Annotated in this window: 14 protein-coding genes; 8 read left to right on the plus strand and 6 right to left on the minus strand. The window is 61.1% G+C overall.

The genetic code is table 11. The annotated features are described in order from the left end of the window. Positions 1 to 239: 239 nt before the first annotated feature. From GC127_RS13710 to GC127_RS13735, 6 genes are all read right to left on the minus strand, one after another. Entirely contained in the window at positions 240 to 1,637 is a 1,398-nt protein-coding gene (locus GC127_RS13710) for an MATE family efflux transporter (RefSeq protein WP_081507968.1), read from the minus strand. 181 nt (positions 1,638 to 1,818) lie between these two features. After that, the gene (locus GC127_RS13715) at positions 1,819 to 3,201 is read right to left on the minus strand and encodes an aldehyde dehydrogenase family protein (RefSeq protein ID WP_151978624.1); all 1,383 of its coding nucleotides are present in this window, start codon (positions 3,199 to 3,201) and stop codon (positions 1,819 to 1,821) included. Between the two features lie 43 nt (positions 3,202 to 3,244). Continuing rightward, on the minus strand, positions 3,245 to 4,900 hold the full coding sequence (locus tag GC127_RS13720) for an acetolactate synthase large subunit (protein WP_151978626.1): 1,656 nt from the start codon (positions 4,898 to 4,900) through the stop codon (positions 3,245 to 3,247). A 178-nt stretch (positions 4,901 to 5,078) separates the two neighbouring features. Continuing rightward, positions 5,079 to 5,411, minus strand: a complete 333-nt coding sequence (locus GC127_RS13725; RefSeq protein WP_151978628.1) for an antibiotic biosynthesis monooxygenase — start codon at positions 5,409 to 5,411, stop codon at positions 5,079 to 5,081. Positions 5,412 to 5,505: 94 nt separating this feature from the next. After that, positions 5,506 to 6,480, minus strand: a complete 975-nt coding sequence (locus GC127_RS13730) for a zinc-dependent alcohol dehydrogenase family protein (RefSeq protein WP_199861253.1) — start codon at positions 6,478 to 6,480, stop codon at positions 5,506 to 5,508. Between the two features lie 24 nt (positions 6,481 to 6,504). Continuing rightward, positions 6,505 to 6,831 carry a hypothetical protein gene (locus GC127_RS13735; RefSeq protein ID WP_151978632.1) on the minus strand — a complete coding sequence of 109 codons (327 nt, stop codon included), beginning with the start codon at positions 6,829 to 6,831 and terminating at the stop codon, positions 6,505 to 6,507. A gap of 635 nt (positions 6,832 to 7,466) precedes the next feature. Here GC127_RS13735 and GC127_RS13740 point away from each other — a divergent pair. From GC127_RS13740 to GC127_RS13775, 8 genes are all read left to right on the plus strand, one after another. Further along, positions 7,467 to 7,718: a DUF1427 family protein gene (locus GC127_RS13740; RefSeq protein WP_151978634.1), complete on the plus strand. Its 252-nt coding sequence runs from the start codon at positions 7,467 to 7,469 to the stop codon at positions 7,716 to 7,718. Between the two features lie 256 nt (positions 7,719 to 7,974). Further along, positions 7,975 to 9,564 (plus strand): MFS transporter, encoded by a 1,590-nt coding sequence (locus GC127_RS13745; protein ID WP_151978636.1) that lies wholly within the window; start codon positions 7,975 to 7,977, stop codon positions 9,562 to 9,564. Between the two features lie 85 nt (positions 9,565 to 9,649). Then, the gene (locus GC127_RS13750; RefSeq protein WP_151978638.1) at positions 9,650 to 10,483 is read left to right on the plus strand and encodes an alpha/beta fold hydrolase; all 834 of its coding nucleotides are present in this window, start codon (positions 9,650 to 9,652) and stop codon (positions 10,481 to 10,483) included. Positions 10,484 to 10,576: 93 nt separating this feature from the next. After that, a complete protein-coding gene (locus GC127_RS13755) occupies positions 10,577 to 11,161 on the plus strand; it encodes a glutathione S-transferase family protein (RefSeq protein WP_151978640.1) in 585 nt (194 codons plus the stop codon). A 20-nt stretch (positions 11,162 to 11,181) separates the two neighbouring features. Continuing rightward, entirely contained in the window at positions 11,182 to 12,696 is a 1,515-nt protein-coding gene (locus GC127_RS13760; RefSeq protein ID WP_151978642.1) for a VOC family protein, read from the plus strand. Between the two features lie 320 nt (positions 12,697 to 13,016). Beyond that, a complete protein-coding gene (locus GC127_RS13765) occupies positions 13,017 to 13,784 on the plus strand; it encodes an amino acid ABC transporter substrate-binding protein (protein WP_199861254.1) in 768 nt (255 codons plus the stop codon). Between the two features lie 3 nt (positions 13,785 to 13,787). Further along, entirely contained in the window at positions 13,788 to 14,462 is a 675-nt protein-coding gene (locus GC127_RS13770; protein ID WP_151978646.1) for an amino acid ABC transporter permease, read from the plus strand. Next, positions 14,459 to 15,208 carry an amino acid ABC transporter ATP-binding protein gene (locus tag GC127_RS13775; RefSeq protein ID WP_081507979.1) on the plus strand — a complete coding sequence of 250 codons (750 nt, stop codon included), beginning with the start codon at positions 14,459 to 14,461 and terminating at the stop codon, positions 15,206 to 15,208. The genes GC127_RS13770 and GC127_RS13775 overlap by 4 nt, the downstream gene beginning before the upstream one ends. Positions 15,209 to 15,368 lie beyond the last annotated feature (160 nt).

Below are 15,368 nucleotides of genomic sequence, written 5' to 3' on the forward strand. Positions count from 1 at the left end.
ATAGCTGGAAAGCGCGATGGTTGCTTTCAAAGGCACATTTTATCTGAAATCCGTTATCCTGTTTGCGGTGTTTTTCTATCTGCGATCCGCAGCATACATAGGTCCAGCCTGAGCCTGCTTTCAAATCATCGAAAATTTCCAAAGACATCAATCGACATTGGCAGCCCCAGCGACTATGAGCGCGCCGAACTGGAATTTGCGCAGGGCCCCAACATTTTTCCCACGCAGGGAAAACCGGCTCACCCTACCTCTTGATACATCTCGTGCATGCGCCGTTGCAATTGGAACCGACACTTCAGCTGCTTTAGCGGGTGCGCCTGCTCGGTGATCATCCAAAGGCTCAGCCATCCCGCGATCAAGGCAAAGATGATGCCGCCGACCGCCTGTCCAATAAGCACCCCTGTCGCCCCGTACAGTGCCCCGCCGATCACCACCAGCGGCAGGGTGCCCAGTGTCTGGCGTCCCCAGTTTACCCAAGTCGCATAACTCGGATGCCCGAGGTTGTTAAACGAAGCACTGGCCACGAAGATCACCGCGTTGAAAAAACTTGCCAGCGCCAATGGCCAGCAGAACAGAAGGATCAGCTCCCGTGCCTCGCCCTTGGCTCCAAAGAAATCGGCGATCTGGCCCCGAAACAGGAACAGGATGATCGAGACCACCAGGACGTAGATCGCCGAGAAGATAACCGCGTCGTAGAAGGCTTCCCGCACCCTGTCACGCCGCCCGGCCCCGAAATTCTGCCCCATGATCGGCCCGATCGAACCCGACAGCGCAAGCACTACGGCAAACACGACCGGAGACATCCGGTTGATCACCGCCATGCCGGCCACCGCATCGGTCCCGTATTTGGCCATCTCGCGGGTGACAATGGCGGTGCCAACCGGCGTGGCGACGGTGGCCAAGATGGCTGGAAGCGCGATCTGCATGCCCTCGCGGATATCGTAAAGGAAACAACCGATGCGCGGGATTGCGAAACCATTGTAAAGCCGGATGGTTGGCCACAGCGCCATCAGCATGGTGGCGAACCTTGCCGCAACAGTTGCCCAGGCTGCCCCTTCAAGGCCCAGCCCCAGCGTGAAGATAAATATCGGGTCGAGCACCCCGTTGACCATCGCCCCGGTCAATGACGGAAACATCGCGCGCCTGCTGTCTCCATAGGCCCGCAGCACCGCCACCGTGGTCATACCCAACCCGGAAAAGACGGTGGCCGGCAGGATAATCCACAGGTAATCCGCTGCGCGGTCGGCCACCTCACCGGAGGCGCCGAGAAGCCCCAGCAGATAGCCCAGATTAGGCAGCGCCAACAGGGGGATCAGAAGTCCGAAGGCAATGGCGAATATGCTGGCACTGAACGCGTGCTCACGTGCGGGAACAGTCTTGCCGGCTCCCAACGAATTGGCCACCAGTGAGCCTGCTGCAATCGAAAGCCCGATATTGATCGCGCTCGCGAAGAACATCACCACGCTGGCATACCCGGCCGCTGCGGCAAGCGCGTCCTGCCCAAGCATGGAGATGAAGAACAGGTCGATAAGGTCTACGGCGAAAATCGCCATCAAGCCGATACTCGACGTCAGCGACATGGTCGATACATGCCGCATCATATTGCCTTCTACGAACCGGGCGACGACTTCAACCATGAGACTGCTCCATGCGTGATCAGATCAGACTAAGCGCAACTTGACCGGACGCTCACAAGCCGCGTCAAAAGCGCCGTCCTTGTGCAAACGTGCGGGCAGACAATTGGGGAAGCAGGGCGGGCTTTCCTGCGTGCCGGTGCACATACCGCCTCGGGCAGCGTTGTTTTGGGGCTGTTTTCCATTAACTCTTGCGCATCAGGATCATCTTTTCCTGTGTCATGTCTTGCATCGTGAAAGGGATGCCACCGGTGCCGTATCCGGATTCCCTGCGGCCCGCAAAAGGCATCCAGTCGGTCCGAAAGGCCGTCGGATCGTTGATCATGACCGCCGAAGCATCAAGGCGGTTGGCCGCGCGCAGGGCGACGTCGATGTCCTGTCCAAAGATGCTGGCCTGAAAGGCCGTCGGCAGCGCGTTGGCGCGGCGAATGGCGTCGTCGAGATCATCGTAGCGATATACCGCGACAATGGGGCCAAAGACCTCCAGCATGGACATCTTCGCGTCATGGGCCGGATCCAGCAGCACCGCCGGGCTCAGGGTGGTTTCGGACAGGCGTTCACCTCCGGTCGCGAGGACCGCCCCGCCTGACACCGCCGCGCGGGTCCAATCTGCGACACGGTCGGCCTCGCGCGGCAATATCAGCGGTCCGACCTCGGTATCCTCAAGGGTCGGATCAGCCGTGCGCAGCGTGTCAACGCGGGCGACCAAGCGTTGCGTGAAATCGTCGGCGATATCGTTGTGAACGTAGATGCGCTGTGTCGATACGCAGACCTGACCGGCATGGTAGTATCCACCTTTGACAATCGGTTCGATGACCTTGCCAAGATCGGCACTGCGGTCGATGATGGCTGGTGCGGCACCGCCATGTTCCAGCGCCGAGCGTGTTCCCGGCGCGAGCTTGGCCTTCAGGGACCAGCCGACCCTTGCCGAGCCGATGAAACTCAGGAAGGCGACCCGGCTGTCGGTCGCCAGCTTCTCGGCGAGCGTATTGTCATTAGTGACGAAGGTCTGGCACCAAGGTTCGGGCAGGCCAGCCTCGTGGACCAGGGCCACGACGTCGAGGCAGGACAGCGGTGTTGCGCTTGCCGGTTTCACGATGACGGGGCAGCCGGTCGCGATGGCTGGGGCGACCTGATGCACGATCAGGTTCAGCGGGTGATTGAATGCGGAAATCGCCGCGACGATGCCGATGGGTTCTTTTGTGGTGAAGGCCCAGCGGTCGTCCGCCGCCGCTGACAGCCCCATCGGGATTTCCCGGCCAGCGAAGGTGCGCAGTTCGTCAGCGGCGTTTTGAATGCCATCAATGGCGCGATTGGTCTCGACGATGGCATCAGGCAGAGGTTTGCCGCCCTCGCGCGCGATCTGCATGGCAAGATGGTCGCGCCTGCCCTCCATCAGAACCGCCAGCCTGCGCAGGATCGCGACCCGTTGATGCGGCTTGAGCCAGCCATCGCGATCCCCGAACACGCGGCTGGCGGCTTGAAGCTTGCGCTCCAGCGCGGCGGCATCGTCGGTTTCGATCTGGGCGATCGGTGCACGATCAAAGGCCTGCACGACAGTCAACATCTCCGATCTCCTCGCATCTCAGGGGTCTGCGTTCTGCGACGGGTCATGAACATTCCACATCGGGTGTGCGGTTGCGCAATTCGTCGACCAGAACGCGGGTATTCTCTGAATAGTCGATCGGCACATCGACCAGATGGACCCCGCCGCCCTCAAAGGCAGCTTCGAGTACCGGGAAAAGGTCGTCGACCGCACTTACGCGCGATCCTTTCGCGCCGTAGGCCTCGGCATAGCGCACGAAATCCGGATTGCCGAAGGTCATGCCGAAATCGGGAAAACCGTCGACCGACTGTTTCCAGCGGATCATCCCATAGGCGCTGTCGTTCAGGATGACCACGACAAGGTTCAGCCCAAGCCGCACCGCTGTTTCCATCTCCTGCGAATTCATCATGAACCCGCCATCGCCACAGACAGCCATCACGCGGCGCTCGGGGTGAAGCATGGCTGCCATCATCGCCGAGGGAAGTCCCGCCCCCATTGTGGCGAGCGCATTGTCGAGCAACAGCGTATTGGCCACATGGGTGCGGTAATTGCGGGCGAACCAGATCTTGTACATGCCGTTGTCAAGGCAGACGATGCCGTCTTCTGGCATGACCCGGCGAACCTCGTGCACAAGACGCTGAGGCGTCACCGGGAAGCGATTTTCTTCAGCGCGATCGTTGAGCCGGGCCAAAATCCTCTGGCGCAATTGGAGCATTCCCTCGTCGGGTGACACTCTGCCTTCCAGCTGCTCTGCAAGGCCTTTGACAGACGCGCCAATGTCGCCGATCACCTCGATATCCGGATGGTAGACCTGTTCGACCGTCGCGGACTCATAGCTGACATGGACAACTCTGGGTCCGCCATCGTTTTTCATCAGGAACGGTGGCTTTTCGATCGTGTCATGGCCGATGGCGACGATCAGGTCGGCGCGTTCGATAGCCTCGTGAACATAGTCCCCCTCGGAAAGCGCGGCGGTCCCGACATAGAGGTTTGAGCCGCCATCGACAGCGCCTTTGCCCATCTGCGTGTTGAAGAACGGCAAGCGGGTGCGCGCCATGAAGCCTGACAGCGGCTCGACCAGCGCGGGCCGGTTGCCCGCCGCGCCAATCATGACCAGTGGCTTTTGGGCGGCAAGGATCATCTTGGCCGCGTTGTCGAGCGCGGCGGCACTGGCGACCGGACGGTCGTAGGAATGGCGCGGAATGACGCTGGCGCCCTCGGCGTTCGCCGCCGCGACGTCCTCCGGCAGTTCGAGATGCACGGGCCCCGGCCGTTCCTCGGCCGCGACGCGAAACGCGTCACGCACCGCCGCGGGAATGGCGGCGGGGCTCAGGATCTGGCGTGTCATCTTTGTGAGCGGCCTCATCGAGGCGACGATGTCGACGATTTGGAACCGGGCCTGCTTGGCGCTCATCACCGGCTTCTGTCCGGTGATGAGGATCATCGGCATGGCACCCAGATGCGCATAGGCCGCGCCGGTCACAAGGTTCAGGGCACCGGGGCCGAGCGTGGCGAGGCAGACGCCGGGCTTGCCGGTAAGCCGCCCATGCGTCGCCGCCATGAACGCGGCCGCCTGCTCATGCCGTGTCAGAACCAGCTCGATGCGAGAGGTGCGCAGGGCCTCGACGATGTCGAGGTTTTCCTCGCCGGGCACGCCGAAAATTCGGTCAACCCCTTCGTTCTCCAGTGCGGCGACAAACAGGTCTGACCCTTTGGGCATGATTTCAGTCCATTCGTTAATTGTTTCGACCAAGGTCAGGCCAGATGCTCACGATCCGTGAAGCTGTCAGGCCTCGACCGATCCATGCAGGTCCTCCACGGTATCCGAATACTGTAGCATGGGACTGCGAAGACCGCAGAGCGCGAGTTGCGGCAATGGTGCCGATCTTGCCTTGAATCTAAGCCTCACTTTGAAAGATCGGCAGCGACACGGGGCCTTGTGGCGACTCGGCTTCGACATGCATGACGCTGATTTCACCGTCATAAAGGCCATCGAGAATGCCGACAAACTGCTCATGCGCCGTGCTCGGCTCAAAGTGTTCGACATGATCTGCGTAGCTGCGCCATGCGACGATCAAGGTCGCCGTGCCCGGCACCTCGACGCCAAGGCCGACGGTGTGACCGCGATACCCTTGCGCTGTGCGCAAATGTATTGCTGCGTTCTCCATGGCCTTGAAGAACTCTGCGGCCTTTCCGAGTGCCAGTTGGAAGGTAGCAATTTCTATAACCATGACAGCTCTCCTTCAGTTCCCTAATGCGCTCTCGATAACGGAGCTGCATCTATTCCCGGTTTTTCTATCGCCGGACATGCGATCAACCGAGGGCTCATGGTTGACTGGACGCATTCTCGTCGACGACGGCGATCCCGATTTTGCCGCGTACCCCATTGCGCGGGCGCTCCAGCAGGGCGTGGGCGTCGGGGATGCCGGCCAGCGGGTAGACCGCGCCGACATGCGGCTTCAACAATCCTCGGTTAACAAGGGTTGCAAGCTCGTCCAGCTTCCCCCGGTTCTGACGTGTAAAGACAAAATGATAGCTGGCGTTGCACCCCCAGGCCTCGATCAGATTCTGCGGATTGGGAATGTCGACGATCGAGACGATGCGACCGAGTTGCGCGAGCACGCGCGGGCTGCGTTCGAGCGTGTCGCCCCCGATCGTGTCAAGGACGACGTCCACGCCAACGCCGCCAGTCTCGCGGTTCACGACGGCCACGTAGTCTTCGGTGCGATAGTCGATCACCACATCGGCACCGAGGCTGCGCACAAAGTCGGCATCATAGCCCGAAGCGGTCGTTACAACGAACGCGCCAGATGCTTTGGCGGCCTGAACCGCAACATGCCCCACGCCGCCAGCCGCGCCGTGGACAAGGACAGTTTCTCCAAGGCGCAAGCCCGCCCGCGTGAACAGCGCCTCCCAGACCGTGCCGCCCACGAGGCTGAGGCTGGCTGCCTCAAGATGGGTTAGACCAGCCGGCTTGTGACCAACAATCGCCTCGCTCGCGACGTGGTACTCGGCATAGCTGCCGTGACCCCCGAAAATCTGCGGTGTGTACCAGACGGCATCGCCGGGCTTGAATGCCGATACGCCAGAGCCGACGGCTTCCACAACGCCTGAGACATCGTGACCGGTAATCGCAGGCAATGGCACCAGATCGGGGTAGTCGCCGCGGCGCACCTGATAATCGAGCGGGTTGATAGAGGTTGCATGGACCCGGACCAATACCTCCCCAGCGCCGGCCTTGGGGGTCTCATATTCAGAAAGAGCGAAAGCGTCGGGGCCGCCGAATTCAGTGAGGCTCATAGCTCGCATGATTGTTCTCCAGTTTCAGATGAATTGATATCGCGCATTTGCGATCTTCTGGTTCAAGGCGTCCGCTTTGAAGGTTGGTGTGGGGTCGTACTCATGCCCCCGGAAGAGTGCCGAATACTCACTTCGTTTCGGCATTCTGCCGTCTACGCGCTCATTGGCGCACACCGTGGAAAGCAGGTGACACGTGCTGTTCGATGCGCCGTTCTCACCCAAACTCGGACCCAAGCGTTGCGCACCACTGCGCGGCATGCAGACGGGTTGGTTAACCTTGATCAAGCCCATGACAAAGAACGGCACCTCTATGTCCTGAGGCATGGATGCTAGGTCGTTGGGATAGGGCATGATTTATTCCCTCAGATTGCACTGGATCCGAATTGCACTTAGCAAAGTTAGCAAATCCATCACTTGCGCGCGGTGCTGAACTTGCTCGGCATGGACCGCTCTTGCTATCCATTCTGCGTGGAATTGCGAGGCCAAGGTTCACCGCTCGGCGACCTGTAGCGTAATTGGTGCCTTTGCGTCGCTATCGCGTGGCCCCAAATGCCAGACCGTCCTGGACACGTCCTCAGGCCTCGCCCTCTCCCCTCAAACCGCGCACCTCGCCAAGATCGCGTGTGGTGCGAGCATGAATCGTAGGTTTCCACCGTTTATCATCGCCAGCCGGACATTTGGTTCCGTAAAGACAAGATGCTGACGACCCCCGACCGCAATGGGCCAGACTGAGCGAGCCGTTCAATTTGCTCCGGTAGAACTCGTTGCAGGCCTTGCTGCGACGGCTCCGATTTTGCAGTCAATCGCACGCGGCAGCGGCGATTCACGCCGGGGGCAGAGGTCCGGACAAAGGGCCCCCTTTGCGTTCCGATCGCGCAGAGCGGAAAGGCCGCAAGATCGGCACCGTCGAGGCAGCATCTGCGCCGCGTGGCGGTGGACCGCACGATATCCTGCCCTTGACCTGATCCTAAGGGAGGCACCCCCTCATGAGCCAGTTTCAACCGTTCATCTTTTCGCTGGTTGTCGGTCTCGTCATCGGCATGATCTATGGCCTCGTTTCGGTTCGTTCGCCCGCACCACCGATAATCGCCTTGCTCGGTCTCTTGGGCATGCTTGCCGGAGAGGCCGGAGTTCAATGGCTCAAGGGCCATGCAAGCGTCGTGCAGTCGGTTCTGCACGCCAAGTCCTTCGCGCTTCCCACCCGGGATAGCTCTGCGAGGAAATCAGATGCGTCCTGAAGATCAACGCATCCGGTCCATCGCAGCTCAAAAGGAGGACGGGTTTTCGATCGCTCGGCAGGTGCCGAAGTGCTCATCGCAAGCCATGGCCCGGCGGCAATCCGTTTCTGGCGCTGCGTCATCCAACACGTCCCGCAACGTTGATGGGGTGGCGTCGCGCGCCCTGCGTCCGTTCAAACCATGGAAAATCTCATGTCCAAAGCAGATCTGACCGTCTTTGCCAGAGCGGGCCGCTTCCCCCCAACTGGAAAATTCAATGCTTGAGAAAATGTCGGAGGATACTGGCAGCGCCCGCCCGCTAAGCTACCCGGTCTTTCGGGCGCTCTGGATCGCGACGATTGTCTCTAATGTCGGAACCTGGATGCATGATGTGGGTGCAGGATGGCTGATGACCTCGCTGTCGCCCAGCCCGCTGCTGGTCGCATTGGTCCAGACCGCGACGACGCTACCGATGTTCCTGCTTGCCCTGCCGGCCGGAGCACTGGCCGACATCGTGGATCGGCGCAAGATGCTGCTGGCAGCGCAGGTGCTTGGTCTGCTTGCGGCGATGACCCTGGCGATGCTGACGGCGGCTGGGCTTGTCTCTCCTGGCATCCTGCTCGCCGCGACGTTCATGCTAGGCATTGCGGCCGCGCTCAGTGCTCCGGTATTTCAGGCGATCGTCCCGGAATTGGTGGACAGGCAGGCCCTACCGGACGCCATCGCGCTGAACAGCCTCGGCGTCAATATCTCGCGCGCGGTGGGCCCGGCGCTGGGCGGGGCGATCGTTGCCATAGCCGGCATTCCAGCCGTTTTCGCGCTGAACGCGCTTTCCGTGCTGGGCGTGCTTGTTGTGCTGGTCACCTGGAAGCGCCCTCAGGCCGCCCGCACCCTGCCACCCGAGCATTTCTTCGGCGCCCTGAAAGCCGGTTACCGCTATACGCGCCATTCTCCTGCGCTGCGCCTTGTCTTGATCCGGGCGATGGGGTTCTTCCTGTTCGGAAGCGCGCTCTGGGCGATGCTGCCGCTCATCGCGCGACGCGGCCTTGGTCTTGATGCAGCCGGGTATGGCGTGCTTCTTGGCTGCATGGGTGCCGGGGCGGTCGCCGGTGCGATCCTGCTCAAGCGGGTGCGGACAATAGTGCCCGCCAATCCGGTGTCTGTCGCCGCGACACTCCTCTTCGCGCTTGCAACGCTGGCGCTCGCGCGGGCCAGCCATGCCTGGGTCGCCGGAGCCGTTCTCTTCCTGGCCGGTTTGGGCTGGATCGGCATGCTGACGTCGCTGAACGTTGCCGCGCACATGGCCGCGCCGGGATGGGTCAAGGCGCGGGCGCTGGCGGTCTATCTACTGACGTTTCAGGGTGCGATGACATGCGGCAGCGTCCTATGGGGAACGCTTGCCACCGGCACCAGCGTTGCCACGGCTTTGGTGATCGCGGGCGTGGGGCAGATTGTGGCCGTTGTCCTGGCGTTCCGCTGGCGGTTGCCGCAGCATTCGGGCACCGATCTTGCGCCCTCGCACCATTGGGCGGACCCCGTCGTTTCCGTGCAGCCGGGCATGGACCGCGGTCCGGTCCTGATCGAAATCGAATATCGGGTCGAGCCTTCGCGGCTGGTCGAGTTCGTGTCTGCCCTACGCCGCTTCAAGTCTGTGAGGCATCGCGACGGGGCAATTCGATGGGATGTCTGGGAAGATGTCGCCGAACCGGGGCGGATCGTCGAGACGTTCGTGGTGGAAAGCTGGGTCGAGCATCAGCGCCAGCACGAGCGGGTGACCCGGGCCGACCAGTTGGATCAGGACCTCCTGAACGAATACCATTTGGGCGACAAGCCGCCAGTTGTCCGCCACCTGCTGCGGCCACCATGACACGCCGCAAGACGCCCAAGGCCTGACGTCCTTCTGCCTGCCCGAACCACCCATCAACTCAAGTTGCACTTCAGAGAGCTTTTCCATGGCATTTGTCACCACATCCGACGGGACGCGCCTTTTCTACAAAGACTGGGGTCCGAAAGATGCCCAACCCGTCATGTTTCACCACGGTTGGCCGCTGAGCGCCGACGATTGGGACAACCAGATGCTGTTCTTCCTGTCCCATGGCTACCGCGTCATAGCCCATGACCGCCGCGGACATGGGCGATCCGACCAGACCGACACCGGCAATGACATGGACACCTATGCTGCCGATGTTGCCGAGATCACCTGGGCGCTGGACCTGCACGACGTAATCCATGTCGGGCATTCGACCGGGGGCGGCGAGGTTGCGCGCTATGCGGCGCGGGCCGAGCGGGGCCGTGTCGCTGGCGCGGTGCTGATCGCTGCGATCCCGCCGGTGATGGTGCGGTCCGATGCGAATCCGGATGGCGTGCCGCCAGAGGTCTTCGACGGGTTGCGCGCTGCGCTGTCAGCCAACAGAGCGCAGTTCTTTCTCGATCTGCCAAGCGGCCCATTCTACGGCTTCAACCGGCATGGCGCGAAGGTCAGTCAGGGTCTGATCAACAATTGGTGGCGGCAGGGCATGTCCGGCGGCGCAAAGGCACATTTCGACTGCATCGCCGCATTCTCCGAGACCGATTTCAGCGAGGATATGGAAGCGATCACCGCACCGGTTCTGATCCTGCACGGCGAGGATGACCAGATCGTGCCGATTTCGAATTCGGCCCACAAGGCGATCTGGCTGGTCAGGGATGGCACGCTGAAGTCGTACACCGGCCTTTCACACGGGCTTTTCGCCACGCATCCGGATCTCATCAATGCCGATCTTCTTGCCTTCGCGCGCTCGGCCTGACGCGATGGGGTGTCGCCGGTATGCTGCGTCCATCATGCGCGCATATCACGCGGTGATCTCTGACGTCACAGTTCATCCCGGAAAGGGAACGCAATGCCCACTGTCTACTACGCCCCGGCTGGCTGCTCTCTGGTACCGCACATCGTGCAGGAATGGATCGGAGCACCCTACAAGGCGGTCCAGATAAGGGTCGGCTCAATGGAGCTTCTCGCCGTGAATCCCGCCGGCGCTGTTCCAACCTTTCGGGAAGACAGCGGCTGGCTATTGACTCGGGCCGGCGCGATCCTCGATGATCTAGGGCAAAAGCTATCGGAGGCCGGACTGTCCGGCGGTGATAGTATCCGCGCGAAATGCTGGTCTGCCTTTCTCACCTCGGAGCTTTACGCCTCATTCTGGCTGATCTTCATGCCCAACCGCCACACAATCAACAAGAGCGAAGCAGCCCGGCAGGCAACGGTCGGGGCCGGGGTCAAGCTGGCCACTCAGCAACTCGGCATTCCGAACCGCCATCTCGGCGGACGATCGGTGATTGATGCCTATGCTTTCCCGATGATCCGCTTCGGGGCGAAAATTCTGCCAGGCGGGCTTCAGAACTTTTCCGATGTGCAGAGGCTGCGTGACAGGATCGCCGCAGGAGCCGCCGTCCAGAAGATCATTGCGCGGGAGGGCAGGGCGTGAGCGCAGGTGATGCCAGAGGAATGATGAGTGGACTTCACCACGTCACCGGCATCACCGCTGATGTGCAGGCCAATGTCGATTTCTATGTCGGCTTTCTTGGCCTCAAACTTGTCAAGCGGACGGCGGGCTATGCGGATTCCGAGCAATTGCACCTGATCTACGGCGATGGCTTGGGCAGCCCCGGATCCCTTCTGACCTTCCTCGTCTGGGAGGCCACAGGCCGCGGACGCACCGGCATCGGCCAGGTTCTGGAAATTGCACTAGCGGTTCCCCCGGCCTCCATCGAAAGCTGGCTGAGCAAGGCGCTCGCGGCGGGTGTCCCGTTCGAGGGGCCATCGCGCGAATTCGGAGAGCCGGTTCTGCGGCTCAGGGATCCAGACGGGCTGATCGTGAAACTGGTTGGCGTCGCCTTGTCGACCCCCGCTCCGCTTCCGGAGGGACCCATACGCTTGCGGGGCGTAACCGTCCTTACTGATAAGGCCAGAGAAACCGCAGAGTTCTTGACAGTATTCGGCTATAAGTACGCCCAACACACAGGCCTGACGCAACGCATGACGTCAGAGACAGATGTGGTCGATGTCCGGGACGCATCGGGCTTCGTACCATCCGTCGCAGGGGCTGGCGTGCCCGATCACGTGGCCTTTCGGGCGAAGGATGCCGATGACATCCGAACTCTGCGGCAAGCGCTCCTGGATCATGGGCCGACAGAAATTCATGACAGAAAGTACTTCCTGTCGCTCTATGTTCGCGATCCGGCTGGTATCCTGATGGAATACGCCACTGACGGGCCGGGCATGACCATTGACGAAGCACCGGAGGCCCTTGGCCGGACCCTGTTCTTTCCGCCGCATGTGGCGGGCCACACCCAAGATATCGAGGCCATGCTGCCTCAATTCTCGATGCCGGGCGACGAGCGGTTCCCCGTCCGAAAGCTCCCCTTCGTGCACCGCTTCAACCGGCCAGAAAGGCCCGACGGCACTACTCTGGTGCTGCTCCACGGTAGCGGAGGAAACGAGGCCGATCTGATGCCGATCGCGCGCCGCATCGCCCCGCAGGCGACGCTTCTGGGGGTGCGTGGCCGGGCCACCGAGGAACAGATCAATCGCTGGTTCCGCCGGTTCGACGCCACGACATTCGATCAGGCCGATATCCAAAGCGAAGCCGCAGCCTTCGCCGCTTTCGTCGAGGACGCGGTGATCAACTACGGGATCGATGTGACCCGGCTTTTCTTTCTCGGCTATTCCAACGGCGCGAACTTTCTGGCCGCCGTGATGCAGGTCTACCCGTCTGCTGTACGCCGTGCTGTTTTGCTACGCGCGGTTCAGGTCCTTGATCCGCTACCGGTGGAGGATCTCTCTGGAACGCTTGTGCTGATGGTCAATGGGCAGGACAGTTGTGCACCGGTGCTGGCCGATAATCTGAGGGCGCAGGGTGCGCAGGTCGGCACCCGAACAGTACCTAGCGGCCATGAGCTAACCGCCGCAGACGTCGCCGAGGTGGCCGACTGGCTTGGACTGGGCTATGCGGGCCAATGACTGGTCAAGGCGAAAAAGCGGGGCTCCGGAACATCGCCCAAGACCATAGCCTTCACTGCGGCCAATCTCCCCTGCGTCGGATGCATAGCCGCCATGCCCAACCGCGTTGCGGCTGGAAACGACATCTCAGCTCAGGGACATTTGTCGCGGTTCCGGTCGTTCTGATGGAACGGGTTTCAAAGATTGCGGCCAAAATGCTCGGTCCATTCCGATATTTCCCGTCTGTGGGGATGTCGGGACCTGATTTCCGGTCGCTCTTGTGGTTGCCCACATGGGTGGGCATCTCTGCCCCTGTTGCAGACACCAAGGAGTCTCTCGCCATGTCCTATATCCTTCGCGCCGCCACTCTGGCCGGATTTGTCGCCGCTTCTGCCGCCGCTGCTCAGGCCGAGGACGGCACTTTGACTGTCGGCATGTCCGGCGCCTATTTCCCCTTCACCTTTGTGCGCCAAGATGTCCTGCAGGGTTTTGAAGTTGATGTCATGAATGCGGTGGGCGAGGTGGCCGATCTCGACATCCAATTCGAAACCATGTCCTTTTCCGGGCTGGTGGGTGCGCTGGATGCGGGCCGTATTGACACCATTGCCAACCAAATCACCATCACGCCAGAACGAGAGGCGAAGTTCGCCTTTACCGAACCCTATGTGATCGACGGTGCCCAAGTGGTAACGCGCAAGGGCAATGACGCTATCGCCGGGGTCGACGATCTGCGCGGCAAGATAGTGGCCGTAAACCTCGGTTCGAACTTTGAACAGTTGCTGCGCGATCTGCCCTTTGCCGGTGAGGTCGAGATCAGGACCTACGACAGCAATATCGAGCAGGACACCGCACTTGGCCGCGTCGATGCCTTTGTGATGGACCGGGTGTCCTCGGCTCAGGTGATCAAGCAAAGCCCACTGCCGCTGCAACTGGCTGGCCAGCCGTTCTCGGAAATTCGCAACGCCCTGCCGTTTCGTGATGACGAAGACGGCCGCGCGCTGCGCTCCAAGGTCGATGCAGCACTTGTCGTTTTGCGCGAGAACGGCACCTTGACCGAGATCTCTGAGAAGTGGTTCGGGTCCGACATCACCACGCTTTTGGCGGAATAGTCCGTGCAGGGGCTCGACATCGGGTACATGGTCGGCTTGATGCCGGTGATCCTGAGCTATGTGCCGCTGACGCTGGCAATGGCGTCAGTGGCCATGGTTTGCGCGCTGGTGTTGTCAGCCCTTCTGGCGGTTGAACGGGTCGTGCGTGTGCCGATTCTGGATTGGCTGGTGATTGTCTTTATCAGCTTCTTTCGCGGCACTCCGCTTCTGGTGCAGCTTTTTCTGTTCTACTACGGGCTGCCACAGGTACTGTCTGTTCTGACCAGGATCGACGGGGTCACGGCGGCGATCCTGGGTCTGATGCTGCACTTCGCGGCCTATATGGCAGAATCAATCCGCGCCGCAATTATCAGCGTCGACCGCAGCCAGTGGGAGGCGGGCCAGTCTATTGGGATGACCCAGTGGCAGTTGATGCAGCGCATTATTCTGCCGCAGGCCGCCCGTGTGGCGGCGCCAACGCTGGTCAATTACTTCATCGACATGCTCAAGGCGACCTCGCTCGCTTTTACCCTTGGTGTCACCGAGATGATGGGCGCCGCCCAGAAAGAAGCTGCCGGCAGCTTCCTTTACTTCGAGGCCTTTCTTGTCGTGGCGGTGATCTACTGGGGTATGGTCGAAGCGCTCAATCAGGGCCAGAAAGCTTTGGAGAGCTATCTCGATAAGGCTTACGCGCGATGACATCGACGACCGGAATCTCGATCAGGGGACTGACAAAGACATTCGGCGGAAAGCCTGTCCTTGACGGTATCGACCTCGACATTGCGGCGGGCGAGCGAGTGGTGATCATCGGTCCCTCGGGCACCGGAAAATCGACCCTGCTTCGCTGCCTCAACTACCTCGACCGGCCGGATGCTGGTCTGATCTCTATTGGCGATCTGACGGTGGATGCCGCCCATGCACGCAACTCTGACATCCTTGGCCTGCGGCGGCGCACCGGGTTCGTGTTCCAGAACTACGCGCTTTTCGCCAACAAGACGGCGATTGAGAATATCATGGAGGCGCTGATAACAGTGCAGCGCTTGCCCAAGTCCGAGGCCGTTGCGCGCGCCAAAGCTGTGCTTGCCGAGACCGGTCTCGCCGACAAGGCCGACAGCTATCCAGCGGCGCTATCCGGCGGGCAGCAGCAGCGGGTCGGCATTGGCCGCGCGATGGCACTTGGAGCGGAACTGATGCTGTTCGACGAACCGACCTCTGCTCTGGACCCGGAGTTGGTCGGAGAAGTGCTCGATCTGATGCGCCGGGTTGCGGAGCAGAGACAGACAATCCTTATCGTCACCCACGAGATGCAGTTTGCCCGCGAGATCGCCGATCGCATCCTCTTCATGCACGGTGGCAAGATCGTCGAGCAGGGCACACCGGCGCAGATCTTCGAAGCGCCACAGGATGTGCGGCTCCGGCGGTTTCTGGCCCGGATAGATGGTTGAAGCCAGTTCAGGTGTTCGAATTTGGTGTTCGTCGTTTCAAGGCTGAGTTCGTGAGGGGGAGCCTTAGAAGAAGGCCAGCGTGTGAGAACGCAAGCTGCTCCGGGGCTTCGCGTGACAGTGCGAACAGAGTGTCGCCCGGATAGAGGCCCTCGGAAACCGT

It is taken from the genome of Roseovarius sp. EC-HK134 (genome assembly GCF_902498815.1).
Taxonomy (GTDB): domain Bacteria; phylum Pseudomonadota; class Alphaproteobacteria; order Rhodobacterales; family Rhodobacteraceae; genus Roseovarius; species Roseovarius mucosus_A.